The sequence below is a fragment of the Geodermatophilus aquaeductus genome, from assembly GCF_900182545.1.
In the GTDB taxonomy this organism is placed as follows: Bacteria; Actinomycetota; Actinomycetes; order Mycobacteriales; family Geodermatophilaceae; genus Geodermatophilus; species Geodermatophilus aquaeductus.
The window spans coordinates 113,462-137,139 of sequence record NZ_FXTJ01000002.1; the positions used below are offsets into that span (position 1 = coordinate 113,462).

Genomic DNA, 23,678 nt, shown 5'->3' on the forward strand with positions numbered 1-23,678 from the left:
ACGTCAGCCCCGGCGCTCGACGAGGAACACGGGGATGACCCGGTCGGTCTTCTGCTGGTACTCGGCGTAGGGCGGATAGGCGGCCACCGCGCGCTCCCACCACTCGGCCTTCTCCTCGCCGGTGATCTCCCGGGCGACGCCGTCCCACGGCTCGGGGCCGTCCTGCACGCTGACCTGGTCCGGGTACTTCCGCAGGTTGGCCACCCACGCGGGGTCCTTCGGCGCCCCGCCCTGCGAGCCGACCATCGCGTAGACGCCGTCCTTCTCCACCCGCATCAGCGGCTGCTTGCGGACCTTGCCCGTGGTGGCGCCGCGCGTGGTGAAGATGACGACCGGCAGGCCGGTGTCGAGCAGCGTGTTGGCCTCCCGGCCGCCGGTGGCCTCGTAGCGCTCGACCTGGTCGCGGACCCACTGCTGCGGACTGGGCTCGTATTCCCCCTCGACTGGCATGTCCCGACCGTAGGTGGGTCCGCGGACCCGCGCAGACCGGTGGGCCCGACGGCGACCCGGCACTCACACCGATGTCCGCACCAGCGGGACCACCCGCTCGCGCACCAGGCCGAGCTGGCGCACCGGCTCCCCGAGCGGCCACAGCAGGATCCGCTCGACACCGGCCGCCGCGAACGCGGCGAGGCGTTCGGCGCAGACCTCGGCCGGTCCGATCGGCAGCTGCCGCAGCGCCTCGACCGGACGGTCCAGCAGGGGCGCCAGGACGTCGGTGAGCACCCGCTCCGCGCCCGGCGCGTCCTCGCTGACGTGGACCCACGTCGTGGCGAGTGCGGTGGGCAGCGGCGGGTCGCCCGCGGGCCGCAGGCCGCGCAGCGTGCCGGAGCACGCGCGGAAGCGGTCGGGCGTCGTGTTGTACGCCGAGGCGATCCAGCCGTCCCCGAGACGGGCGACCCGGCGCAGGCCGGCGTCGCTGCCCCAGCTGGCCACCCACACGGGGATGCCGCCCGGCCCGGCCGACCGCGGTTCCAGCCGCGGCCCGCCGGCGGGCCCCGCCGATGGCGCGCCCAGCAGGACGCGCAGCGCCCGCAGCGCCTCGTCGAAGCGGCGCCACCGGTCCTCGAACGGGACCCCGACGAGCGCGTGGTCGGCCCGGGAGCTGCCCGGCCCGACCCCCGCGACCAGGCGGCCACCCGAGAGGACGTCGATCGCCGAGAGCGCCTTGGCCAGCACGGCCGGCCCGCGCAGCACCGGCAGGCTCACCGTCGTCGCCAGGGTCATCTCCCCGGACACGTCGATGACCGCGGACAGCGCGGTCAGCCCGTCCAGCCACGGGCGGGCGAAGACGAGGTGGTCGTTCGCGCACAGCCAGGAGTACCCCAGCTCGGAGGCGGCCCGGGCGTAGTCCCTCAGCGCGGTCAGCGACCAGCCCTGGCCCAGGTCGGCGAGCGGCAGGTGGACGCCGTACTCCACGATGGCCACCACCCGTCGACGACCCGGTCCGGCGGCTCCATGGTGCTCCGCCGCGCGCCCGGCGGGAGGTCCCGGCGCCCGCCGCTCAGCGCGCGTCGACGGTGTGGGGGACGAAGAAGGAGAGGTTGTCGGTGATCAGCCCGTCGCTCTCCCGGATGCCCAGGCCCGCCGGCTCGCCGTCGACCACCCAGGCACCGAGCACCGGGTGGTGCGGCCCGTCGACGCCGGCGAAGTCCGGCAGCGGCGCGAACTCCTGGACGACGAAGCCCTCGGTGCCGTAGCGGCCGGGCAGGGCGGTGACCACGTGCCCGTCGCGGACGATCTGCACGTTGGCGCCCTCGCGGCCCCACAGCGGCTTGCGCACGTAGTCCCGCCACGACGAGGGCATCTCGTCGGCGAAGTACGCCGGCAGCAGGTACTGCCCGAGCACGGGGTCGCTGCCGAACAGCTGCCACAGCACCGGCAGCAGCGCCTTGGTGCTCCACAGCATCTTGTAGACCGGCTCGATCCACGTCGTCCCGCCCGGGCGCGCGCCGTCGGCGAGGACGGCGGCGCCGAACTCGTCGTCGACCAGCCACTCCCAGGGGTAGAGCTTGAAGACGACGTCGAGGTGGCGGCCCGAGGGGTCGTAGAAGCGGCCGTCACCGGAGTCCAGCGCGATGTCCTCCACCAGGACCTCGACCGCCTCGTAGCCGGCCTGCACGACGGTGTCCATGAGGTAGGCGACCGTCATGCGGTCCTCGCCGGAGGTCTCCGCGCTGGTCCACGCGAGGTGCACCCGCGGCCGGACGCCGGTGCGCCGCTCCCAGCGGGTGAGGTTGCGCTGCCAGGCGGCCACCAGCTTCTCGTGCAGCGCGTTCCACTGGTCGCGGCCCTGCCCGGTGAACAGGTGCCAGGTCCACTGGGTCACCGCCGCCTCGACCAGGCCGGTCGGGGTGTCGGCGTTGAACTCCAGCAGCTTGGGCGGCCCCTCGCCGTCGTAGCGCAGGTCGAAGCGGCCGTAGACGCTGGGCGGCTCGCCCTCCCACGTGGCGCGGACGCCGGAGCGGGCGATCAGCGGGATGCCCATCCGGTCGAACAGGTCGTTCTCCACGATGTGGTCGCCGGCGGCCACGCACATCTCGAACAGCTGGGCGACGGCGCCCTCGAGCCGCTCGACCTCCGCGGAGGTGAAGTCGTAGTACGGGCCCTCGCGCCAGTAGCTCCGGACCTCACCGCCCGGCGTCGTCGTCCGGTTGTAGACCAGTCCCTGCGCCTCGACCTCGGCCTCCCAGCCGGGCCGGACGACGCCGCCCTCGACCCGCCGCACTCAGGAACCCGAGCTGCCGCCGACGCCCGACCCGATGCCGCCGGTCACGCGGGTGCCGGCGACGACCGCGCCGGCGGCCGGCAGGCCGTAGCGCTGCCGGGCGACGGTGTCGCGCGGGTCGACGCGGGTGCCGCCGCGGGGTAGCACGGTGCCGACGGGCAGACCGGGCCGGAAGGCGCCGAGGTAGAGGAAGAACAGCCCGCCGCCGCCGCGGTAGTCGTCGTCGCAGTAGTCCTCGTCGACGACCTCGCCGTCCTCGTTCGTGCAGTAGGCCACCTGCTCCTGCTCGTCCTCGGAGCCGCAGCCGGCGAGGAAGCCGGTGGCGGCGGTCGCCAGGACCGTGGTGGTCAGGGCGCTGCGCACCCGGTTCCCGAACGCCATGGGCTCCTCCCCGTTCGACCGTCGGCTGCGACCCTAGGGCCAGGCCCGCAGCGACCGCGTCCCCGGGCGGCACGGACGGTCCGGTGCCGCTAACGTCCCGGGACGACGCCGCAACCCCGGGAGGCGCGATGACCGCCAAGGAACCCGCCGAGGTCGCCAGGGTCGCCAGCGCGACCGGTGCCAAGAAGGTGCACCGCACCTGGGACCGCGTCCTGGTCAGCGCCTTCCTCGCCGGCGCCTACATCTCCTTCGGCGCGCTGGTGGCCATCACGGTGTCCTCCGGCCTGGACACCGACACCTGGGGCACGCTCCCGACGCTGTTCATGGGCGCGGCCTTCACCCTCGGTCTGGTCCTGGTGCTCATCGCCGGCTCCGACCTCGCCACCGGCAACATGATGCTGGTCCCGCTCAGCGCGATGAACGGCAAGATCAACGCCGCCGACGTCGTCCGGAACCTCACGCTGGTGCTGCTCGGCAACCTGCTCGGCGCGCTGTTCGTCGCCTACTTCCTCGCCGTCTCCACCGGGGTGATCGGCGACCCGGACAGCACCGGCAGCGCCGGGCTGACCTTCGCCCGGCTGTCGGAGATCGCCGACGGCAAGGTGCACCACACCGCGTGGGAGACGTTCCTGCGCGGCGTCGGGTGCAACTGGCTGGTCTGCCTGGCCGTGTGGATGTCGATGGCCTCCAGCAGCGTCGCCGGGAAGATCCTCGCCGTCTTCTTCCCCGTGATGGCCTTCGTCGCCATGGGCTTCGACCACGTCGTCGCCAACATGTTCTTCCTGCCGGCCGCCCTGTTCGCCGGGGTCGAGGACGTCGGGTGGGACGACACCCTGGTCAACTGGCTGGTGGCCGGCGCCGGCAACCTGGTCGGCGCGGTCGTCTTCGTCGGGACGTCGTACTGGTACCTGTTCCTGCGCGACGCCCCCGACGCCGCCCCGCGCACCGGAGCGGAGTCGGCCGAGCGCGGCTGAGCGGGAACGCCGCTACCGTCCCGGCCGTGAGCCAGCCCAGCGCCACCCCGGACGACGCCGCACCCACCGACGACGCCGCCGCGGCCGCCGCCCGCATCGCGGCCGGCTACGCCGTCGAGGGCCCCGCCCTCGATCTCGGCGCGGTGTCGGTCGGCGGCCGGACGCACCCCGACGCGCAGGTGCGGCTCCCGCTGTCGGTGCTCAACCGGCACGGGCTCATCGCCGGGGCGACCGGCACCGGCAAGACGCGCACCCTGCAACTCATGGCCGAGCAGCTCTCGGCGGCGGGCGTCCCCGTGGTGCTCGCCGACCTCAAGGGCGACCTGGCCGGGCTGGCCCGCCCGGGCGAGGCGACCGAGCGGGTGGCCCGCCGGTCCACCGACACCGCCGACCCCTGGGAGTCCACCGGCTTCCCCGTCGAGTACCTGGCGCTCGGCGGCCTGGGCACCGGCGTCCCGGTGCGGGCCACCGTCAGCGACTTCGGCCCGACCCTGCTGGCCAAGGTGCTCGGCCTCAACGCCACCCAGGAGAGCTCGCTGGGCCTGGTGTTCCACCACGCCGACGACGCCGGCCTCCCGCTGCTCGACCTCGCCGACCTGCGCGCGCTGCTCACCTGGCTGACCAGCAGGGAGGGCAAGGAGGAGCTCGCCGGCCTCGGCGGGCTGTCCACGGCGACGGCGGGGGTGGTCCTGCGCGAGCTCGTGGCGCTCGAGGACCTCGGCGGGGACGTCTTCTTCGGCGAGCCCGCCTTCGACCCGGCCGACCTGATCCGCACCGCGCCCGACGGCCGCGGCGTCATCAGCGCCGTCGAGCTGCCGGCCGTCGCCGACCGCCCGGCGCTGTTCTCGACCTTCCTGATGTGGCTGCTCGCCGAGCTGTTCGAGGAGCTGCCCGAGGTCGGCGACCTCGACGCGCCGAAGGTGGTGTTCTTCCTCGACGAGGCGCACCTGCTCTTCAGCGGCGCGAGCAAGGCGTTCCTCACGGCGGTCACCCAGACCGTGCGGCTCATCCGGTCCAAGGGCGTCGGCGTCTTCTTCGTCACCCAGCAGCCGACCGACGTCCCCTCCGACGTGCTCGGCCAGCTCGGCAACCGTGTGCAGCACGCGCTGCGCACCTTCACGCCCGAGGACGCCGACGCGCTGCGGAAGACCGTGCGGACGTTCCCGCGCAGCGACGTGTACGACGTCGCGGAGCTGCTGACGACGCTGGGCACCGGCGAGGCGGCGGTGACCGTGCTGTCCGAGCGGGGTGCGCCGACCCCGCTCGCGTGGACGGTGCTGCGGGCCCCGCGGGCGTCGATGGGCACCGTCGAGCCCGAGGCGATGGCCGCGGCGGTGGCCGGCTCGCCCCTGCAGCCCCGCTACGGCACCGCCGTCGACCGGGAGTCGGCGCGGGAGCTGCTCGCCGCCCGGCTCGCGCCGCCGTCCGCCCCGGCGCGGGCCGAGGAGCCCGCGCCCCGGCGGCGCCCCCGGGAGGCCGCACCGGAGGAGGAGCGCGGGGTGCTCGGGGACCTGATGGCCTCCTCCGCGTTCCGCTCCTTCGCCCGGTCGGCGGCCAGCACGCTCGGCCGGGAGCTCACCCGCGGCCTGTTCGGGACCCGCCGGCGCCGCTGACGCCCGCCTCCCCGGGTGCGGGCGGGCCGGACCGATGGCACGGTCGAGCGGCACGCGGAACCGGGAGGACACAGGGCGATGCGCTACAGGGAGGGCGGCGACCTCGACACGTCGTCGATCCAGGACCGGCGCGGCAGGGGCGGCGGCGGTCTGGGCGGCGGCCGCGGGATCGCCGTCGGCGGTGGCGGGCTCGGCGTGGTCGGGCTGATCGTCCTCGTGCTGTTCCAGGTGCTCGGGGGCGGCGGGGGCGGCGGCGCCGGTGCCGGCCTCGGCGCGCTGGAGGGGCTGGGCCCGGGCGAGACCGCCGACAACAGCGCCCTCGAGCAGTCCTGCGACGACAGCGGCGACGCCAACGACTCCGTCGAGTGCGCCGTCGTCGCCGACATCGACTCCATCCAGGACTACTGGTCGCAGGCCCTGGGCGGGCAGTACGTGCCGACCGACACCGTGTTCTTCTCCGACCAGGTGTCGACGCAGTGCGGCGGGGCCACGAGCGGGTCGGGGCCGTTCTACTGCCCGGCCGACCAGTTCGTGTACATCGACCTGACCTTCTTCGACACCCTGCGCAGCCAGTTCGGCGCCGAGGGCGGCGCGTTCCCCAACGCCTACGTGCTCGCCCACGAGTACGGCCACCACGTGCAGAACCTGCTGGGCACCAACCGGCAGGTCACCCCGGGCGAGGCCGGTGCCGACAGTGGCACCGTGCGGCTGGAGCTGCAGGCCGACTGCTACGCCGGCGCGTGGGCCAACCACGCCGAGACCGTGCCCGACGAGTCCGGCGCGCCGCTGATCGCCGACATCACGCAGGACGACGTCGACCGCGCGCTGGACACCGCCGGCCGCATCGGCGACGACTTCATCCAGCAGAACCTCGGCGGCGGCACCGTGGACCAGGACGCGTTCACGCACGGCTCCTCCGAGCAGCGCCAGCGCTGGTTCCTCACCGGGTACGAGACCGGCGACCCGGCGCAGTGCGACACCTTCGCCACCGACGACCTCGGCTGAGCGCGTGACCGAGCACCTCCGGGTCAGCCGCGACGGCGCCGTCGCCGTCCTCACCATCGACCGGGCGGACAAGCGCAACGCCCTGACCGCCGGCATGTGGGCCGCGCTCCCCGGCATCCTGGCCGAGCTGGCCGCCGACCCGTCAGTCCGCGTGCTCGTGGTCACCGGCGCCGGGCCGAGCTTCTGCGCCGGCGCCGACATCTCCGACCTGCTCGGCGGGCCCGACGCCGAGGACCCCATGGCCCGGTTGCGCAGCGACAACCTCGCCGCCCAGGCCGCGCTGCGGGACTTCCCCCGGCCCACGATCGCGATGATCCGCGGGCACTGCATCGGCGGCGGGGTGGAGCTGGCCACCTGCTGCGACCTGCGCTTCACCGACCCGACCGGCGTCTTCGGCGTCACCCCGGCCAAGGTCGGCATCGTCTACACGCCGACGTCGACCCGCCAGCTGATGGACCTCGTGGGCCCGGCGACGACCCGCTACCTGCTGTACTCCGGCGAGCTGCTCGACGCCGACGCCGCGCTGCGCACCGGCCTGGTCGACCGGCTGCTGCCCGCCGGCGACCTGGCCGGCGAGGTGCGGCGGTTCGCCGAGGTGCTGGCGAGCCGCTCGGCGCTCACCCAGCGCGCGGCCAAGGAGGTCACGGCGGCGCTGGCCACCGGCGGGGACGCCGAGGAGGTGGCCGGCCGCTGGTACCGGGAGACGATCGCCTCCGGGGAGCTCGCCGAGGGCGTCGCCGCCTTCACCGAGCGGCGCGCCCCGCGGTTCCCGTACGGCTCCTAGGCAGCACGGCTCCTAGGCGACATCCAGGCCGGCGTCCTCGGCCTCGACGGCGGCGTTCCACTCGCGCTTCTCGGCCTGCCAGCGGTCCTCGGTGCTGCCGAGGCGCCAGTAGCCGGAGACCGACAGCCGCTCGCGGGGGGCACCGAGCCCGGTGCGCGCGAACCGGCGCAGCTCGCGGACGGCGCCGGCCTCGCCGTGCACGAACACGTGCACGTCGCCCTCGGGCAGGTCCGCGGCGAGGACGGCCGCGACCAGCGCCACGCCGGGCGCCGCGCTCCGGTGCACCCAGGTGACCCGCACGCCGGGGCCGGTGGTGAGCTCCTGCTCCTCCTCCGGGCCGGCGACCTCGACGAACACCTCGGCGCGCGCGTCGGCGGGCAGCGCCTCGAGCGCGGCGGCGATCGCCGGCAGCGCCGTCTCGTCACCGGCCATGAGGTGCCAGCCGGCGTCCCCGGCCGGGCTGTAGGCGCCGCCGGGGCCGAACATCTGCAGCGTGTCGCCGGGACGGGCAGCGAGCGCCCACGGGCCTGCGACGCCCTCGTCGCCGTGCACGACGAAGTCGATGGTGAGCTCGCCGGCGTCGGCGTCCCACGAGCGGACGGTGTAGGTGCGCGTGACCGGCCACTGCTCGCGCGGCAGGCGGGCCTGCACGTCCTCGACGTCGAACGGGGCGGTGTACGGGGCGCCGGCCGGCGGGAAGAGGAGCTTGACGTAGGAGTCGGTGTGCCCGGGCGCGAAGCCGGCCAGCCCCTCCCCGCCGAGGACGACGCGGACGACGTGCGGCGTCACGTGGCCGGTGCGCACGACGGTGCCGGTGCGGGGCGTCCGCTTCCGGCGCGGGGACTGCTCGGCCACAGGGCCTCCTCGATGTAGGTGAGGCACACCTTACCTGCGCGCCCGATGTGATCGACGTCCGTTTCCGGACTGCCGCGTCCGGGTAGCCCCTGGCCTGCGGGAACGGCGACGTCGCCGGGCACGGACTGCCAGCCCGGCCGGCTCCCGCCCGCACCTTCCCCACGGTCCACCGGGCCGGCGCGCCCCGCGCCGCCGGCCCCGCTCCACCCGCATCCGTCCCGGCGACGGCCGTCGCCGGGACGTGTGTGAGTGATCCATAACTGGGTAGCGCCAGCCTCGACCGAGATCCACTCAGGAGGAACGATGACCCACTCCATCGACGCCCCCCTCCCGCCGCCGCCCTCCTCGGGCGCGACCGGCTACGGGGACACGAGTACGACCTCGACCACCACGACCACCTCCGGCTCGCCGTCGACCACCGACGTCGCGAAGGACGAGGCCCGCAACGTCGGCGAGACCGCCAAGCAGGCCGGCTCGCAGGTCGCCTCGACCGCGGCCGACCAGGCCAAGAACGTGGTCGCCGAGACCAAGTACCAGGCGCAGAGCCTGGTCGAGCAGGGCCGCACCCAGGTGCGCCAGCAGGCCGTCTCGCAGCAGCAGAAGGCCGGCCAGAGCCTGTCGGGCCTGGCCCAGCAGCTGCGCGGCATGGTCGAGGGCAACGCCCCGGCCCCCGGCCCCGCCCGCGACCTCATCCAGCAGGGCGCCAGCCGGGTCGAGGAGTTCGCGACCATGCTGCAGAACCGCGAGCCGGCCGACCTGCTCGACGAGGTCCGCTCCTTCGCCCGCCGCAAGCCGGGCACCTTCCTGCTCGGTGCCGCGCTCGCCGGCGTCCTCGCCGGCCGCCTGACCAGCGGCGTCAAGGCCGCGCACAGCGACGACTCCTCCTCGGGCAGCCGGTCGCAGTTCGCCTCGACGCCGTCGACCTACTCCTCAGGCGGCAACTACGTCGACCCGGCGCCGGCCTACTCGGGCTACGAGTCGACCAGCGGCTACGAGACGACGACCGGCTACGAGACGACGACGGCCGGCGGGTACGGCGAGCACTCGGCCACGCCGGGCACCCCGGTGCCCCCGCCGCCGTACGGCACCGTCCCGCCCGCCGGCAGCGTCGTGCCGCCGGCCGCCCCCGCCGGCTGGGACGACCCCACCCGCCGCCCGGGCCAGGGGGTCTGACCCATGAGCACCCCCTACTCCGGCGCCACGCCGGTGGGTGGCCAGCAGGGCTACCCGCCGGAGCCGCCGCAGGCCAACTACGCCGTGACCCCCGGCTACGAGCAGGGCACGCCCGGCTACGAGCAGGGCGCCACCGCCTACGGCCAGGGCGCCACCGGCTACGACCAGGGCACCGCCTACGACCCGGCCTACGGCGCGCACGCCGGCGACCGCGGCACCCCGATGACCGAGGAGGGCCGCCCCGCGGTCAGCGGCACCTCGGTGGGCGAGCTCATCAGCGAGGTCACCAAGGACCTCTCGGTGCTCATGCGCCAGGAGCTCGAGCTGGCCAAGGCCGAGGTCAAGGTCGAGGCCAAGAAGGCCGGCCAGGGCGCGGGCATGTTCGGCGCCGCGGGCTTCGCCGGCTACATGGTGCTGCTGTTCCTGTCCTTCGCCCTGTGGTGGGCGCTGGAGAACGTGATGGACGCCGGCCTCGCCGCGCTCATCGTGGCCGTGCTCTGGGGCGTCATCGGCGCCATCACCTTCGTCATGGGGCGCAAGAAGTTCCGGCAGGTCAACCCCAAGCCCGAACGGACCGTGGACACCCTCCAGCAGGTCCCCGGCGCCCTCAAGCCCCACTGACCCGCGGGCCTGCGGGCCCCCCACCCCCCTGGAGCAGACATGACCAGCAGCAGTGACCCGGACGTCATCCGGCGGCAGATCGAGGAGACGCGTCGTGAGCTGAGCTACGACGTCGACGCCCTCAACGAGAAGGTCAACCCGGCCCGCGTCATCGACCGGCGCATGGCCACGGCCAAGGGCCGCTTCGCCCGCGCCAAGGACAGGGTCATGGGCTCGTCCCACGACACCTCCTACTCGACGCGCGGCAGCGGGCAGAACGCCCTGAGCTCCGTGCAGGGCACGGCCTCCAACGCGGCCGGCTCGGTGCAGGACGCGGCGTCCAACGCCGCGGGCACGGTGCAGGACGCGGCCTCCCAGGCGGCGCACGCCGTCCAGCAGGCCCCCGACGCGGTGATCCGCCAGACGCAGGGCAACCCCCTGGCCGCCGGGCTGATCGCCTTCGGTGTCGGCTGGCTGGTGTCGAGCCTGCTGCCGGCCTCGGAGAAGGAGCGTCAGCTGGCCCAGCAGGCCGAGACCACGCTGCGCGAGCACAAGGACGAGCTCCTCGCGCCGGCCAAGCAGGCCGCGCAGGAGGTCGGCGAGCAGCTCAAGCCGGCCGCCCAGCACGCCGTCGAGGAGGTCCGGGGCACCGCCACGGACGCCGCCCAGACGGTCAAGCAGGAGGGCCAGTCGGCCGCGCAGGACGTGCAGGGCCAGGCCCAGCAGTCCCGCCAGACGGTGCAGAGTCAGTCCTCCAGCAGCTGAGCACCCGTACCACCCGCTCGACCACACAGCGCCCCGCCGGGTCCGTCCCGGCGGGGCGCTGTGGTGTCCGCCCCTCCCCTGCGGGGGTGAGCCGGTCGGCCGTCGGCTCGACGAGACGGGTGCGCGCGCCGATCCCCCCGGTGTGACCGGGACCGGGGCCGAACTGGCGGCGCTGCGCGCGCAGGTCGCCGAGCTGCGTGCCGAGCGCGCCACGCTGGCCGCGCTGGTCGCCGACCGCGGCGAGGAGCTCGCCGTCGCCGCGCGGATGCTGCGCGCCCGCGCCGCCACGATGACCAGCGTCGTCGACGCGATCACCGAGCAGTCCGTCGTCGGCACCGACCGCGACGGCGTGGTCCGCGTGTGGAACCCCGGCGCGGAGCGGCTGCTCGGGCTGCCGCGCGCCGACGTCGTCCGCCGCCGCCGGATCACCGACTTCCACCTGCCCGAGGAGCTCGAGGGCCGCGGGCTGGACGCGCTGGTGGCGGCCGCGGCCGAGCACGGCAGCGACGTCCGCGACTGGACCTACGTCGCCGCCGACGGCGGCCGCCGGACCGTCTCGGTCGCCGTCACCCCGCGCGCCGACGACGAGGGCGGCCCCGCGGGCTGGACCTTCGTCGGGACCGACATGACCGAGGTGCGCGCCGCCGAGCGGCTCAAGGACCAGTTCGTCGCGCTGGTCAGCCACGAGCTGCGCACCCCCCTGGCGGCGGTGCTCGGCTGGCTGGAGGTCGTGCTGGACGACCCCGCGCTCGACGCCGGCCACCGTCGGTCGCTCGACATCGTCACCCGCAACGCCACCCGCCTCGAGCGCCTGGTCGGGGACCTGCTGTTCACCGCGCAGGTCGAGGCCGGCCGCTTCGTGCTCTCCCCGGGCGAGGTCGACCTCGGCGAGCTGGTGGCCGCCGCGGAGGAGTCCGCGCGGGTCGCCGCCGCGGCCGCCGGCGTCACGTTGACCGCACGCCTGCCCGGGCCCGGGCCGGTGGTGCCCGGCGACGCCGTCCGGCTGGCCCAGGCGGTGGACAACCTGGTCTCCAACGCGGTGAAGTTCACGCCGCGCGGCGGGCGGGTGGAGCTCGCCGTCGAGGCCGGGGACGCCGTCGCGTGCGTGCACGTCCGCGACACCGGCGTCGGCATCCCCGCGGCCGATCAGCCGCGGCTGGGCGGGCGGTTCGTCCGCGCGGCGAGCGCCGTCCGCGCCGGGGTCCCCGGCGTCGGGCTCGGCCTGTCCATCACCCGGGCGATCGCCACCGCCCACGGCGGCCGGCTGGAGCTGGCCGGCGCGGAGGGGCGCGGGACCACCGCCACCCTGGTGCTGCCCCGCTGAGAGCACACCGTCCTGCGGCAGTCTTGCGGGGGTCGCGCGGAGCGGCTGCGGCGCCGGTGGCAGGCTCGTGATCGTGATCCCGGACGACGGCATCCCCGTCCGGCGGGCCTCGATCGTCACCGACGGCGAGCTGCCCGCCCGGCTGCTGGCATTCCTCGAGGACCGCACCGCACCGGCCGGCGACGCCCCGCCCGCGGTCCGGGTCGACCCCGACCTCGTGGCGCGGCTGCGCGCCGCGCACGCCGAGGCCCTGCCGGGGCGGCTGGCCGCCATCACCGGCGCCGCACGGGCCGGGGACGCCCGCGCGCTGGCCGCCGACGCCGGCGCCCTGGCCGGGAGCAGCGCCCAGCTCGGCGATCCCGACGTCGCGCGGCTGTCCGGTGCCATCGCCGTGCAGGCGCGCCGCGGGGTGGTCGCCACCGGGCTGGTCGCCGAGCTCACCGAGGCGGCGGGCGCGGTCCCGGCGCCGCGCGGGGGTCAGGCCACCAGGCGGTAGCCGACCCCGCGGACGGTCCTGATCTGGGCCGCCCGCAGCCCCGCGGCGGTGAGCTTGCGGCGCAGGTTGGACATGTGCGCCTCGACCAGGCGCAGGCTGCCCGACCACTCCGTCTGCCACACCTCGCGCAGCAGCGTCTCGCGCTGCAGCACCCGGCCGGGGCGGGCGGCCAGCGCCGCCAGCAGGTCGAACTCGGTGCGGGTCAGGTCGACGACGGCGCCGTCGACGCGCACCTCGCGGCTGTCCTCGTCGACCTCGAGGTCGGCGAGCCGGACGACGGCGTCGCTCGCGGGCGCGGCGGCCGTCCGGGGGCGCCGCAGCATCGCCTGGACGCGGGCCACGAGCTCGCGCGGGGAGAACGGCTTGGCCATGTAACCGTCGGCGCCGACGGCGAGGCCGACGAGCAGGTCGACCTCCTCGGCGCGGGCGGTGAGCATGAGGACGTAGCAGCCGCTCTCGGCGCGCAGCCGGCGGCAGACCTCGGTGCCGTCCTCGTCGGGCAGGCCGAGGTCGAGCACGACCAGGTCCGGCGCGGACCGGCGCACCTCGGCGAGGCACGCGGCGCCGGTGCCCACGGCACGGACGTCGAAGCCCGCGCGGGCGAGCACCGTGGCGACCAGCTCGCGGATCTCCGCGGTGTCCTCCACGACCAGCACCGACTGCCCGGCCACCGTGTGCCTCCCGTCCCGGCGACCCGGACGGTCACCCCGGGGAGGGCAACGGCAGGACGGGGACCGCGGTGCAGCCGGGCCGCGGTCCCCTCACCCCTGCGAGGTGGGGTCAGACGAACGCGCTGACCCCGGTGAGCGCCCGCCCGACGATGAGGCTGTTGATCTCGCGGGTGCCCTCGTAGGAGTACAGCGCCTCGGCGTCGGCGAAGTACCGCACGACGTCGTTCTCCAGCAGGATCCCGTTGCCGCCGAACAGCTCGCGGGCCAGGGCGACGGTCTCGCGGGCCCGGCCGGTGACGAAGGCCTTGGCCAGGGCGGCCTGCTCGTCCTTGAAGACGCCCTCCTCCTGCAGCTGCGAGACCCGCACCGCCATGCCGAGGCTGGCGGTCACGTTGCCGGCCATGCGGGCGAGCAGGTCCTGGATGAGCTGGAAGCCGGCGATCGGGCGGCCGAACTGCGAGCGCTCCTTGGCGTAGGTGATCGCCGCCTCGAAGGCGCCCATCTGGCAGCCGACCGCCGACCAGGCCACGCCGCCGCGGGTCAGCTTGAGCACCCGGTTGACGTCCTTGAACGAGTTGCCGTGCTCGAGCTTGTTCTCCGCCGGCACCCGGCAGCCCTCGAAGACGATGTCGGCGTTCTGCACGGTGCGCAGCGCGTACTTGCCCTCCATCTTCGTGGGCGTGAAGCCGGGGGTGTCCTTCTCGACGACGAAGGTCTTCACCGAGTCGTCCTCGACGTCGCGGGCGAACACCACGACGACGTCGGCGATCGTCCCGTTGCCGATCCACCGCTTGGCGCCGTCGATGACCCAGCCGTCGCCGTCGCGGCGCGCGGTGGTCTCCAGCCCGCGCGCGACGTCGGAGCCGCCGTGCGGCTCGGTGAGCGCGAAGGCGCCGATCTTGTCGAAGGCGACCATGTCGGGCACCCACCGGGCGCGCTGCTCGTCGGAGCCCAGCAGCACGATCGACCCCATCGACAGGCCGTTGTGCACGCCGAGGAACGTGGCCATCGACGGGTCGACCCGCGCGGTCTCCAGCGCGATGAAGCCGGTGAACAGCCGGGAGGCGCGCGGCTGGTGCTCCAGGTCGTAGCTGCGCCCGACCATGCCCGCCTCGGCGAAGCGGGGCACCAGGTCCATCGGGAACTCCGACGTCTCCCAGGCGTCGTTGACGCGCGGCCGCACCTCCTCGTGCAGGAAGCGCCGGATGCCGGTCAGCTCCTTGCGCTCGTCGTCGGTCAGGAGCGTCTCGTAGCCGTACAGGTCGCCCGGCAGGCCGGGCAGGTCGTCGGTCATCGCAGGGTCCTCCCGTTGGCGGATGCCCCTCTCCTACCCGCCCCCGGGGCGGCGCAACTCGATCGTGGCCGTCGGGAACGGGACGGTGTCCGCCTGCGCGGTGGCGGTCACCGCGAGGCCGCGCTCCCCCGCCGCCCGGGCGGCCTGCGCGCGCACGCGGCCGGCGTCGCCCGCGCGCATGACCGAGGCGCCGAGCACCACCCGCCCGTCCGGGACGAGCACCCGCGCGACGACGTCCCACTCCGGCGCCGGGGGCGTCCAGAACGCCCGGACGTCGACGGCGACCACGACGTCGAAGCGCTCCTCGACGAGGCCGGCGTCGACGAGCGGGGCGGCCACGAGCCGGACCCGCCCCGCCTCGACCGCCGCCCGGTTGCGCCGGGACGCGGCCGCCACCATCCGCGCGGACCGGTCGACGGCGACGACCGGGCCGGGGTCCACCGCCGCGGCAAGGAGGGTGACCAGCACGCCGGCGCCGCAGCCGACCTCGAGCACCCGCTCCCCCGGCCGGGCGGCGACCGCACCGGCGACGGAGGCCAGGCGGTCGGAAGCGCGGCGGTCGGAGGCCGGCCGGGCGGTCACACGTGCGCCCTCTCAGACATGTGCCTGCCCCGTGGAGGCGCTGGTGCCGCCGTCGACGGCCAGGACCGCGCCGGTGACGTACCGGGCCTGCTCGGAGGCGAGGAAGAGCACCGCCGGGGCGATGTCCTCGGGCTCGCCGGGCCGGCCGAGCGCGACGCGGTTGACGAACGGCGCGAGCGAGGCCTCGTCGCGGGGGACGTCCTGGTTGATCTCGGTGAAGGTGAAGGCCGGCGCGACGGCGTTGAGCCGCACGCCCCGCGCGCCCCAGTCCAGCGCGAGCGACTGCACGAACACGGTGATGGCGGCCTTGGTGGCGTTGTAGCCGGCCTGCCCCCAGTCGCCGCGCAGGCCCGACACCGAGGAGACGGCGACCAGGTTGCCGCCGGACTCGGCCAGGCGCGGCAGCGCGGCCTTGGCCAGGTGGAAGAACGCGTCGACGTTGGTGGCGCGCATCCGCTCCCACGCGTCGTCGGCGAGGTCGGTGATCTCCCCGCTCTCGTAGCCGGCGGCGTTGCTCACCACGACGTCGAGGCGGCCGAACCGGTCCACGACGTCGGCGACGACCTGCCGGACCTGCGCGGGGTCGGAGACGTCGGCCGGCAGCACCGCCGCGCGCTCGGTGGGGACGTCCTCGAGCGCGGACTCCAGCCGCTCCCGGCGCCGGCCGGTGACGGCGACGGTGGCGCCGGCGTCGACGAAGGCCCGGGTGATGGCGAGGCCGATGCCCGAGCCGCCGCCGGTCACGAGGACGACGGAGCCGGTGAAGTCGAAGGTCGCGGAGCCGCTCATGCGCCCGCCCTACCCGGCCCGTCCGCGCCACACCCGCATCGGGTCTGCGCCGAGACCTGCGATCTCGTGGCCATCAAGCTGCGATGGCCACGAGATCGCAGGTCTCGATGCGGCGGGCGACCCGAGGGGCCGGCGGTTGACACGTGACACTGTTCGGTGTCACATGGGTGCGTGTCCGCAGTGAGCACCTCGGCGACCGACGGGTTGAGCCTCATCGCCACCGCCGGGTTCTTCGTGCCCGCGGCGGTCCTGGTCGCCGTCGTGGTGATGGCAGTGGTCCGCGACCGGCGACTCGCCGCCCGCGACCGCGCGGAGCACGACGGCGGGCATGAGCGGATCGGCTCCCCCGCGGCCGGCGACCGGCGGCCGGCCGGCTAGGACCCACGGGACGGGGACTGGCCGGGGACGGCGACCCGGTGTCACGCTGTCCGCGCAGCGGTGGGTGTCGGGAGTCGCCATGGCGAGCGCACGGGTAAGACCGGCCGGGCTGGAGCTGGTCGAGCAGCTCGACGGCGGAGTCGACCGGGACGGGTACCTCCGGGTGGTCGCCGGGACGCTGACGGACCTGCTGGGCGCCGACTTCGTCGGCCGGGTCGCCCTCGACCTCCGCGACCGGTCGGCCGAGGTCCAGCGGCATCCGCGCGGCGGCCGGCCCGGGAGCGACCTGGCCCGGCAGTTGCTCGCACTCGCCGACGACCACCCGGTGGTGCGCAGCTACCGCGCCGACCGGTCCCGCGGCCTCCCCGCTCCCCGGCGACTCGGCGACTTGGCCACGCGGGCGGAGCTGTTGCGCTGTCCCGCCTACGTCGACCTGCTCCGCCCGGGTGGCGCCGTGGACCAACTCACGATCATGACCACGCGCACGGCGGGCGGCGGCCGGGCCTGGACGGTGAACCGATCGGAGGGCGAGTTCACCGACCGGGAGCTGGCGGAGGCGCACGCGCTGCAGCCGGTCCTGGCCCTGCTGGACCGGGCGGTGAGCACGGGGGTGACGGCGCCGCCGGACGGCGCCGCGGCGATCGCGCGGCTCGGGCTCACCGCCCGCGAGGTGCAGGTGCTGCGGCACGTCGGGACGGGCGCGACCGCGGACGCCGTCGCGCGCCTGCTACGGATCAGCGAGCGCACGGTGCGCAAGCACCTGGAGAACGCCTACCGCAAGCTCGACCGCCACGACCGGCTGCTCGCCGTCGACCGGGCGCGCGAGCTGGGCATCCTCCCCGCGCACCCGCGACCGGCCGGCTAGCTACTCGTCGGCCAGCGCCGCGAGCCCGGCGGCGACCGCGGCCCCGACCGCCGAGGCCATCTCGGTGCGGAAGCTGGCCAGCAGCGCCTGCGCCGCGGCCGGCTGCAGCCGCTCGACCATCGCGCGGACGTCGTCGAGCTGCTCGGGCGGGGCGCCGGCCTCGACGAAGGCCTGCCAGCCGGTCTCCACGAACATCCCGACGTAGGTGGCCGCGATCTCCCGCACCAGCTCGATCACCCGCGCCTGCGCGGCGACGAGCGCCGACGGCGGGACGCCGAGCTGCACGACCTGCAGGCCCGCGGTCAGCAGCGACGGGTCGGTCACCCGCAGCCGGCCGTCCTCGAGCCGCTCCAGGAGCCCGAGCCGGACCATCTCCTCCAGCGTGGTCGGCTCCACCGGCACCCCGGCGCGCGCGGTCAGCTCGTCGAGCGTCGTGTCCTCGGGCTCGGGCGGCAGCCACGGCGCGAGCAGCGCGCGGTGCAGCGCGAGCGCGGCCGACCCGCCCACCGACGGCGCGGTCGCCAGCGTGCGCTCGATGACGGCGAGCGAGTAGCCCTCGGCGAGCATCTCGCGGACCAGCAGCAGCCGGGCGACGTGCTCGGCGCCGTAGTAGCCGGTGCGCCCGACCAGCCGCGGCGGGGGCAGCAGCCCCCGGGCGGCGTAGGCCCGCACGTTGCGCACGGTGATGCCCACGCGCGCGGCGAGCTCGTCGACCGTGAACTCACGGTCGCCGCCCCCGTCGGGGACGGACGCGGCGTCCTGCTGCTCGGCCTCCATCAGGAAGCGATCCTAACGGTCGCTCCATGTGTCACTTGCGTATGTGACGTCGATCGGTGTTCCATACATCCGTGACGTCCATGGGACCAGTGCTGCTCGCCGTGGAGGACCGTCCCGCCGGGGGTGCCGCCCTCGGCGAGGTCGTGCTCGCCTCGGCCCTCGGGTTCGCCCTCACCGCCGTCCTGCTCGGCCTGGTGTGGGCGCACCGCACCCGGCGGACCACGGTGCTCGCCCGCGCCGGGGACGCCCTCGGGAGGACCACGCACGTGCCCGGCTGGGTCGCCCTGCCGACCGTGCTGACGACGGTGTCCCTGCTGGTCGCGCTGCTCGGGATGCTCTGGGACATCTCGTTGCACATCGGCGTCGGCCGCGACGAGGGGCCGCTGGCCAACCCCGCGCACTACCTCATCCTCTTCGGCCTGTTCGGCGTCTTCTCCGGCGGCGTGCTGGCCTGCTCGATGCCGCTCGGCGAGCGCCCGGGCCCGGCCGCCGTCCGCTTCCTGCGCGGCTGGGACGTGCCCGTCGGCGGCGTCCTGCTCACCGCCGCGGGCTTCTACGCCCTGCTCGGCTTCCCCCTCGACGACGTCTGGCACCGCCTGTTCGGGCAGGACGTGACGCTGTGGGGCCCCACCCACCTGATGCTCATCGGCGGCGCGGGCCTGTCGATCGTCGGCCTGCTCGTCCTGGAGATGGAGGGCCACGGCGGGCTGTCCACCGACGACGGCGACCGGCGCGTCGGCCGCCGCGCGCGGTTCCTCCGCCAGGCCTCGGCCATGGGCGGCCTGCTGCTCGGCCTGTCGGTGTTCCAGGGCGAGTTCGACTTCGACGTCCCGCAGTTCCGGCTGGTGCTCGAGCCGTTCATGGTCGCCGGCGCCGCCGGGGCCGCGCTGGTCGCCGCCCGGCTCTGGATGGGCCGGGGCGGCGCGCTCGCCGCGACCGTCTTCTTCCTCCTCGTGCGCGGCACCATCTCCGTGCTGGTGGGCCCGGTGCTCGGCGAGATCCCGCCCACCTTCCCGCTCTACCTGGGCTCCGCCCTGATCGTGGAGGTGCTCGCGCTGGCCTGGCCGCTGGTGCGCCGTCCGCTGGCCTTCGGCGCCGTCGCCGGCGCGCTGATCGGCACCGTGGGCACCGCCGTCGAGGGGCTCTGGACGCAGGTCACCCAGACCCTGGAGTGGAACGGCGACGTCCTGGTCGAGGGCACGGTCATGGCCGTCGTCGGCGGCGTCGCCGGCGGTCTGCTCGGGGCCCTGCTGGCCCTGGGCCTGCGGCGCCGGCTGCCCCGCCCCGCCGTCGCCCGCGGCGTGCTGGCGCTGGCGCTGGTGGCGGTCGCCGGCGGGGCCGCCAACGGGCTGGTCGCCACCGTCCCCGGCGACCTCGAGGCCACCTTCTCGATCCAGGAGGTCACCGCCGACCCCCGCACGGTCGAGGTCGGCGTGCGGCTGAGCCCGGCCGGCGCCGTCGACGACCCGGCGTGGGTGCAGATCACCGCCTGGCAGGGACAGGGGCTGGTGGTGACCGACCTCGAGCGCACCGGGCCCGGCGAGTACCGCACCACCGAGCCGGTGCCGGTGCACGGCGACTGGAAGACGCTGCTGCGCGTCCACGACGGCCGGGTGCTCACCGCCGTGCCGATCTACCTGCCCGAGGACCCGGCGATCCCGGCCGACGAGATCGCCGCCACCGACGGCGTGACCCGCGCGGCCGTCCCGGAGGTCGACCTCCTGCAGCGGGAGCTGAAGGAGTCCGGCGGCGGGCTCTGGACGGCGGCCGGCCTGGTCGTCCTGGCCTGCACGCTCACGCTCGTCGCGGCGATCTCGTGGGGCGTGGGCCGGTACTCCCGGCTCGGCGGCGCCGGCGACCGGCCCCGTGACCGGCCCCGCGGCCGGCCGGCCGACCGCCGGGTGACGAGCGGGGTGGGCCGGTGAGCCGCCGCCTCCCCGTGGCGTTCGCCGCCGCCGCGACCGCGCTGGTCGTCCTGACCGGCTGCGCCGGGACCGCGCCGTCGGACGCCGGCGCCCCCTCGTCCAGCGCGCCGTCGACCACCCCGGGCACGACGGCGGCGGCCGCCCCCTCCACCGCGGCCGGCCGTGTCCTCGAGGTGCGGGTCTCCGGCGGGCAGGTCACCGGGGACACCGGCCGCGTGCCGGTCGCCCTCGGCGAGGAGGTCACCCTCACCGTCACCAGCGACGTCGCCGACGAGGTGCACGTGCACGGCTACGCCCGCGAGGCCGCGCTGGCACCCGGCACCCCGGCCACCGTGCGGTTCCCCGCCGACATCCCCGGCGTCTTCGAGGTCGAGCTGCACGAGACGGGCACGGTGCTCCTGTCGCTGCAGGTCGGGTGACCGTCCTCGCACACGGCGTCGGCTCGCGCACCGACCTGCCGCTGCCCCTCGGGCTGGCGCTCTACGGAGCCGGCGCGGCGATCCTGGTCAGCTTCACCGTCCTGCTGCTGTTCTGGCGGCGGCCGAAGCTGGGCGACGCGACCTCGGGGCACCCGCTGCCGCCCCCGGTCCAGCGGGCCGCGGACAGCTCGGTCCTGCGCCGGTGCCTGCAGGCCGCCGCGCTCGGCGTGGCCGTCCTGGTGCTGGCCGTGGCGCTGGCCGGCCCCGGTGATCCCGACGGCAACCTGGCGCCGTGGGTCCTCTACGTGACCTTCTGGGTCGGGCTGGTGCCGGCGAGCCTGCTGCTCGGCCCGGTCTGGCGGGTGGTCAACCCGCTGCGGCTGCTCGCCCGCGGGCTGCGGGTGCTGACCGGCCCGCCGCGCGGTGCCGGCCGGCTGCCGGAGCTCGGGCTGTGGCCGGCGGCGGTCTCGCTGCTGGTCTTCGTCTGGCTGGAGCTGGTGTACCCGGACCGGTCCACGCCCGGCACGGTCGCGGTGTTCCTGCTCGGCTACGCGGTCGTGCACCTGGCCGCGGCGGCCTGGTTCGGCGAGGAGTGGTTCGCCCGCGGCGACGGCTTCGAGGTGTACTCGACGGTCCTGGCCCGGCTGTCCGCCGTCGGCCGGCGCGACGACGGGGCCGTCGTCGTCCGCTCGCCGCTGACCAACGCGGTGGCCGCCCCCGACGCCGCGGGCCTGGCCGCCGTCGTGGTGGTGCTGCTCGGCTCGACCGGCTTCGACGGGCTGTCGCGCACCGTGTGGTGGCAGACCGGCCCCGGAGCCGCGGACGACACGCTGTCGGGCACGCTCGGCCTGGCCGCCTGCACCGCAGTGGTCGCGGTCCTGTACTCACTCGGCACCCGGCTGTCGGGACGGCTCGGCCGGCTGCCGTTGCGCCCGCAGCCCCGGCTCTACGCGGCCTCGGTGGTCCCCATCGCGGTCGGCTACACGGTCGCGCACTACTTCTCGCTGCTCGCCCTCGACGGGCAGACGACGTGGATCCTCGCCAGCGACCCCTTCGGCACCGGCGCCGACCTGTTCGGCACCGCCGCGAACGTCGTCGACCTGCGGGCGGTGGGCACCGACCTCATCGCCTGGGTGCAGGTGGGCGCGGTGGTCCTCGGCCACGTCGTGGGCGTGCTGCTGGCCCACGAGAAGGCGCTGCGGGTGGCGCCGCGCGCGCCGGCGTCGGACCAGCTGCCGCTGGTGGCCGTGATGGTGCTGTTCACCGTCGCCGGCCTCGGCCTGCTCTTCGGGTTCTGACCGCCCCGACGTCCGGCTCAGCCGCGCTGCCGGCGCCGGCGGCCGGCGAAGGCGCGCTTCACCCGGCGCCAGCGGTCGGGCGTGTGCTCGGCGTCGAGCAGCTCGGTGTCGGCGAGGAGCCGCTCGACCGGGTCCAGCTGCGGCGGCTCGAAGGGCACCAGCGAACGCCCGGCCGGCCGCATCAGCGCGTCGACGGCGCGCACCAGCGAGCCGCCGTGCTCCTCGACGGCGGCCGCGACCTCCTCCGGCGCCACCCCGAGGTGCTCGCCGAGCAGCCGGTGCCGCATCGACAGCACCGCCTCGCGCAGCTCGGCCTCCCGCGGGTCGCCGGTGCGGGCCTCGATCGACAGGTCGCACTCGGTGTCCAGGCCCATCGAGCGGTTGTTGAGGTTGGACGAGCCGATCCGCAGCAGCCGGTCGTCGACGCAGGTGACCTTGGCGTGCACGTACACCGGCCGCCGTCCCTCGGTGACCGGGACGAGCAGCCGGAACCGGTCGTGCCGGTCGGCGCGGCGGACGAGGTCGAGCAGCTTGACCCGGGCGGTGTCCATGGCCTTGCTCTCCAGCCACCCCTCGGCACCGCGGGGGTTGAGCACGACGAACTCGGGGCCGTCGTCCTCGGCGAGCCGGTCGGCGATCGCCTCGGCGACCCGGCGGTTGGCGAAGTACTGGGTCTCGACGTAGACGGTGCGCCGGGCAGCGGCGATCGCGGCCAGCCAGAGCAGTTCGATCTCGTGCACCAGTTCCGCGCCGCCGTACTCGGGGCGGGTGCGCGAGATCGCGACGTCGACGTCGGTCAGGAACGTCTCCACGCCGTCGGGCCAGCACGCCTCCACGTCGTCCACCGGCTCCAGCCGCTCCCCCGTGCCGCTCTCCCAGCGCTCGCGGGCGAGGTCGCCGATGGCCCGCGCCGCCGGGCCGGACACCAGGCTGGTGACGTCGTGCCACGGGCCGCGCAGCCGGGTGGTGTGCGGGCGGTGGCGCAGCGGGTGGCGGTCGCGGTGCTCGGGGGTGTCCCAGCGGTCGGCGGTGACGTCGATGCCGCCGGCGAAGGCGAGGCAGTCGTCGATGACGACGATCTTCTGGTGGTGGGCGCCGCCGAGGGGGTGGTGCATGTCGACGGCGAACCGCAGCCGGTCGGGGGTGCGCCGGTTGAGCCACACGATCGGGGCCATGCGCCGGTTGAGCGCCACGACCATCCCGAGGTCCCACTGCAGGACGCCGATCTCCAGCCGCGGGTTGTCGCGCACGGCCTTCTCCAGCACCCGGCCCAGGCGGTCGTCCCGGGCGCGACCGGGGGTGCGGGGGTCCAGGCGGATGCGCGGGTCGAAGTCCCAGCCGATGAACAGCACCCGCCGCTCGGCGCGCAGGACCGCGCGCTTGAGCGTGGCGAAGTAGTCGGCCGCGTCGACGAACACCGCGTGCCGGTCGGCGCGCTCGATGCGCCAGCAGGTCTCGCCGGGGACGAGCAGCGTGTCGTCCGTCTGCGCGGGGACGGGCGCCGGCACGGCGGGGAGCCGGGAGGTCGTCCCGGCGGCGTCGGCGCTCTCGATCACCTGCGCAGTCTGCCGACCGGGGCAAGCCGCCGCGCCGTCCCGTCCCCCGTCCGGGTCGGTCGCGCGCCGACCCCACCGCCACGCCCAACGGCCCTTGACCCCGCGGCCCGCAGGAGCGGATCGTCGGACCCCTGGCCCACGGAGCGCCCAGGAGAGGGCCGGCGGTCGGGCCCGTCTCCTCTGCACATCCCCACGCGCGCCCGGACGGATCGTCCGGCGGGCCGGCGTGGGCTCCCCGGAAGGGCCCGCCATGGACAGCCAGCACGACGACCCCGCCATCCGGACGCATCCGCAGGCAGCGCCCGGGGCGGCACCGCCCCTCCCCCTCGACCCGCAGGAGCGCGCCGACCTGCAGGAGGACCTGCGCCGGCAGCGCGAGCAGGACTGGGCCGAGCTCGGCGGGGAGGCCTGACGGGCGGAAACGCG

General features: G+C 75.6%; 26 protein-coding genes. 15 read left to right on the forward strand and 11 right to left on the reverse strand.

The annotated features are described in order from the left end of the window. Window positions 1-3: 3 nt before the first annotated feature. From FN207_RS05555 to FN207_RS05570, 4 genes are all read right to left on the reverse strand, one after another. Entirely contained in the window at window positions 4-450 is a 447-nt protein-coding gene (locus FN207_RS05555; protein WP_142457361.1) for a nitroreductase family deazaflavin-dependent oxidoreductase, read from the reverse strand. Between the two features lie 63 nt (window positions 451-513). Beyond that, window positions 514-1,431 carry an LLM class flavin-dependent oxidoreductase gene (locus FN207_RS05560; RefSeq protein ID WP_221888062.1) on the reverse strand — a complete coding sequence of 306 codons (918 nt, stop codon included), beginning with the start codon at window positions 1,429-1,431 and terminating at the stop codon, window positions 514-516. Window positions 1,432-1,504: 73 nt separating this feature from the next. Then, the gene (locus FN207_RS05565) at window positions 1,505-2,728 is read right to left on the reverse strand and encodes a glutathionylspermidine synthase family protein (protein ID WP_142457362.1); all 1,224 of its coding nucleotides are present in this window, start codon (window positions 2,726-2,728) and stop codon (window positions 1,505-1,507) included. After that, window positions 2,729-3,109, reverse strand: coding sequence for a hypothetical protein (locus tag FN207_RS05570; RefSeq protein ID WP_142457363.1), 381 nt, complete (start codon window positions 3,107-3,109; stop codon window positions 2,729-2,731). Between the two features lie 128 nt (window positions 3,110-3,237). Between FN207_RS05570 and FN207_RS05575 the strand changes: the two genes are divergently transcribed. The 4 genes from FN207_RS05575 to FN207_RS05590 all read left to right on the forward strand — a co-directional run bounded on the left by FN207_RS05575 (window position 3,238) and on the right by FN207_RS05590 (window position 7,485). After that, window positions 3,238-4,083 (forward strand): formate/nitrite transporter family protein, encoded by an 846-nt coding sequence (locus FN207_RS05575; RefSeq protein WP_142457364.1) that lies wholly within the window; start codon window positions 3,238-3,240, stop codon window positions 4,081-4,083. Between the two features lie 26 nt (window positions 4,084-4,109). Next, a complete protein-coding gene (locus tag FN207_RS05580) occupies window positions 4,110-5,696 on the forward strand; it encodes a helicase HerA-like domain-containing protein (RefSeq protein ID WP_142457365.1) in 1,587 nt (528 codons plus the stop codon). Between the two features lie 78 nt (window positions 5,697-5,774). Continuing rightward, window positions 5,775-6,701: a KPN_02809 family neutral zinc metallopeptidase gene (gene ypfJ / locus FN207_RS05585; RefSeq protein ID WP_142457366.1), complete on the forward strand. Its 927-nt coding sequence runs from the start codon at window positions 5,775-5,777 to the stop codon at window positions 6,699-6,701. A 4-nt stretch (window positions 6,702-6,705) separates the two neighbouring features. Beyond that, a complete protein-coding gene (locus FN207_RS05590; RefSeq protein ID WP_142457367.1) occupies window positions 6,706-7,485 on the forward strand; it encodes an enoyl-CoA hydratase/isomerase family protein in 780 nt (259 codons plus the stop codon). Between the two features lie 12 nt (window positions 7,486-7,497). Here the strand turns inward: FN207_RS05590 and FN207_RS05595 are convergent, their stop codons facing one another. Next, window positions 7,498-8,340 carry a siderophore-interacting protein gene (locus FN207_RS05595; RefSeq protein ID WP_142457368.1) on the reverse strand — a complete coding sequence of 281 codons (843 nt, stop codon included), beginning with the start codon at window positions 8,338-8,340 and terminating at the stop codon, window positions 7,498-7,500. A 303-nt stretch (window positions 8,341-8,643) separates the two neighbouring features. On the opposite strand from FN207_RS05595, the gene FN207_RS05600 reads away from it, so the two are divergent. From FN207_RS05600 to FN207_RS05620, 5 genes are all read left to right on the forward strand, one after another. Beyond that, entirely contained in the window at window positions 8,644-9,513 is an 870-nt protein-coding gene (locus FN207_RS05600; RefSeq protein WP_142457369.1) for a hypothetical protein, read from the forward strand. 3 nt (window positions 9,514-9,516) lie between these two features. Then, a complete protein-coding gene (locus FN207_RS05605; protein WP_142457370.1) occupies window positions 9,517-10,134 on the forward strand; it encodes a phage holin family protein in 618 nt (205 codons plus the stop codon). Window positions 10,135-10,173: 39 nt separating this feature from the next. Beyond that, window positions 10,174-10,878: a DUF3618 domain-containing protein gene (locus FN207_RS05610; protein WP_142457371.1), complete on the forward strand. Its 705-nt coding sequence runs from the start codon at window positions 10,174-10,176 to the stop codon at window positions 10,876-10,878. Window positions 10,879-11,020: 142 nt separating this feature from the next. Further along, on the forward strand, window positions 11,021-12,202 hold the full coding sequence (locus FN207_RS05615) for a sensor histidine kinase (protein ID WP_142457372.1): 1,182 nt from the start codon (window positions 11,021-11,023) through the stop codon (window positions 12,200-12,202). Between the two features lie 73 nt (window positions 12,203-12,275). After that, complete coding sequence (locus FN207_RS05620) at window positions 12,276-12,698, forward strand: hypothetical protein (protein ID WP_142457373.1); 423 nt, start codon at window positions 12,276-12,278, stop codon at window positions 12,696-12,698. Here FN207_RS05620 and FN207_RS05625 read toward each other — a convergent pair. From FN207_RS05625 to budC, 4 genes are all read right to left on the reverse strand, one after another. Beyond that, entirely contained in the window at window positions 12,680-13,369 is a 690-nt protein-coding gene (locus FN207_RS05625; RefSeq protein ID WP_142457374.1) for a response regulator transcription factor, read from the reverse strand. The genes FN207_RS05620 and FN207_RS05625 overlap by 19 nt on opposite strands. A 109-nt stretch (window positions 13,370-13,478) precedes the next feature. Next, window positions 13,479-14,663, reverse strand: a complete 1,185-nt coding sequence (locus FN207_RS05630) for an acyl-CoA dehydrogenase family protein (RefSeq protein WP_142457375.1) — start codon at window positions 14,661-14,663, stop codon at window positions 13,479-13,481. A gap of 33 nt (window positions 14,664-14,696) precedes the next feature. Next, window positions 14,697-15,245, reverse strand: a complete 549-nt coding sequence (locus tag FN207_RS05635; protein ID WP_142457376.1) for a class I SAM-dependent methyltransferase — start codon at window positions 15,243-15,245, stop codon at window positions 14,697-14,699. A gap of 12 nt (window positions 15,246-15,257) precedes the next feature. Next, entirely contained in the window at window positions 15,258-16,034 is a 777-nt protein-coding gene (budC, locus tag FN207_RS05640; protein WP_142457377.1) for a meso-2,3-butanediol dehydrogenase, read from the reverse strand. A 171-nt stretch (window positions 16,035-16,205) separates the two neighbouring features. On the opposite strand from budC, the gene FN207_RS05645 reads away from it, so the two are divergent. Both FN207_RS05645 and FN207_RS05650 read left to right on the forward strand, forming a co-directional pair. Next, on the forward strand, window positions 16,206-16,412 hold the full coding sequence (locus tag FN207_RS05645) for a hypothetical protein (protein ID WP_142457378.1): 207 nt from the start codon (window positions 16,206-16,208) through the stop codon (window positions 16,410-16,412). A gap of 79 nt (window positions 16,413-16,491) precedes the next feature. Then, entirely contained in the window at window positions 16,492-17,277 is a 786-nt protein-coding gene (locus FN207_RS05650; RefSeq protein WP_185938203.1) for a response regulator transcription factor, read from the forward strand. Here FN207_RS05650 and FN207_RS05655 read toward each other — a convergent pair whose 3' ends face one another. After that, the gene (locus FN207_RS05655) at window positions 17,278-18,054 is read right to left on the reverse strand and encodes a MerR family transcriptional regulator (protein WP_142457380.1); all 777 of its coding nucleotides are present in this window, start codon (window positions 18,052-18,054) and stop codon (window positions 17,278-17,280) included. It abuts the gene before it with no gap. Between the two features lie 80 nt (window positions 18,055-18,134). Between FN207_RS05655 and FN207_RS05660 the strand changes: the two genes are divergently transcribed. The 3 genes from FN207_RS05660 to FN207_RS05670 are packed head-to-tail and all read left to right on the forward strand — an operon-like array spanning window position 18,135 to window position 21,696. Beyond that, window positions 18,135-19,979, forward strand: coding sequence for a hypothetical protein (locus FN207_RS05660; RefSeq protein WP_246065901.1), 1,845 nt, complete (start codon window positions 18,135-18,137; stop codon window positions 19,977-19,979). After that, window positions 19,976-20,398, forward strand: coding sequence for a cupredoxin domain-containing protein (locus tag FN207_RS05665; RefSeq protein WP_185938204.1), 423 nt, complete (start codon window positions 19,976-19,978; stop codon window positions 20,396-20,398). The genes FN207_RS05660 and FN207_RS05665 overlap by 4 nt, the downstream gene beginning before the upstream one ends. Next, complete coding sequence (locus tag FN207_RS05670; RefSeq protein ID WP_142457381.1) at window positions 20,395-21,696, forward strand: hypothetical protein; 1,302 nt, start codon at window positions 20,395-20,397, stop codon at window positions 21,694-21,696. Before FN207_RS05665 ends, FN207_RS05670 begins: the two co-directional genes overlap by 4 nt. Window positions 21,697-21,713: 17 nt before the next feature. Here FN207_RS05670 and FN207_RS05675 read toward each other — a convergent pair whose 3' ends face one another. Further along, window positions 21,714-23,252: a phospholipase D-like domain-containing protein gene (locus FN207_RS05675; RefSeq protein ID WP_246065801.1), complete on the reverse strand. Its 1,539-nt coding sequence runs from the start codon at window positions 23,250-23,252 to the stop codon at window positions 21,714-21,716. A 250-nt stretch (window positions 23,253-23,502) separates the two neighbouring features. Here FN207_RS05675 and FN207_RS26155 point away from each other — a divergent pair, with 250 nt between their 5' ends. Next, complete coding sequence (locus FN207_RS26155) at window positions 23,503-23,664, forward strand: hypothetical protein (protein WP_185938205.1); 162 nt, start codon at window positions 23,503-23,505, stop codon at window positions 23,662-23,664. Window positions 23,665-23,678 lie beyond the last annotated feature (14 nt).

What these genes read in the sequence shown, in the direction of transcription:
- FN207_RS05555 (WP_142457361.1), bottom strand. Translation starts at nt 450, where the DNA reads ATGCCAGTCGAGGGGGAATACGAGCCCAGTCCGCAGCAGTGGGTCCGC.
- FN207_RS05570 (WP_142457363.1), bottom strand. Translation starts at nt 3,109, where the DNA reads ATGGCGTTCGGGAACCGGGTGCGCAGCGCCCTGACCACCACGGTCCTG.
- FN207_RS05575 (WP_142457364.1), top strand. Translation starts at nt 3,238, where the DNA reads ATGACCGCCAAGGAACCCGCCGAGGTCGCCAGGGTCGCCAGCGCGACC.
- ypfJ (WP_142457366.1), top strand. Translation starts at nt 5,775, where the DNA reads ATGCGCTACAGGGAGGGCGGCGACCTCGACACGTCGTCGATCCAGGAC.
- FN207_RS05600 (WP_142457369.1), top strand. Translation starts at nt 8,644, where the DNA reads ATGACCCACTCCATCGACGCCCCCCTCCCGCCGCCGCCCTCCTCGGGC.
- FN207_RS05605 (WP_142457370.1), top strand. Translation starts at nt 9,517, where the DNA reads ATGAGCACCCCCTACTCCGGCGCCACGCCGGTGGGTGGCCAGCAGGGC.
- FN207_RS05610 (WP_142457371.1), top strand. Translation starts at nt 10,174, where the DNA reads ATGACCAGCAGCAGTGACCCGGACGTCATCCGGCGGCAGATCGAGGAG.
- FN207_RS05630 (WP_142457375.1), bottom strand. Translation starts at nt 14,663, where the DNA reads ATGACCGACGACCTGCCCGGCCTGCCGGGCGACCTGTACGGCTACGAG.
- budC (WP_142457377.1), bottom strand. Translation starts at nt 16,034, where the DNA reads ATGAGCGGCTCCGCGACCTTCGACTTCACCGGCTCCGTCGTCCTCGTG.
- FN207_RS05650 (WP_185938203.1), top strand. Translation starts at nt 16,492, where the DNA reads ATGGCGAGCGCACGGGTAAGACCGGCCGGGCTGGAGCTGGTCGAGCAG.
- FN207_RS05655 (WP_142457380.1), bottom strand. Translation starts at nt 18,054, where the DNA reads ATGGAGGCCGAGCAGCAGGACGCCGCGTCCGTCCCCGACGGGGGCGGC.
- FN207_RS05660 (WP_246065901.1), top strand. Translation starts at nt 18,135, where the DNA reads ATGGGACCAGTGCTGCTCGCCGTGGAGGACCGTCCCGCCGGGGGTGCC.
- FN207_RS26155 (WP_185938205.1), top strand. Translation starts at nt 23,503, where the DNA reads ATGGACAGCCAGCACGACGACCCCGCCATCCGGACGCATCCGCAGGCA.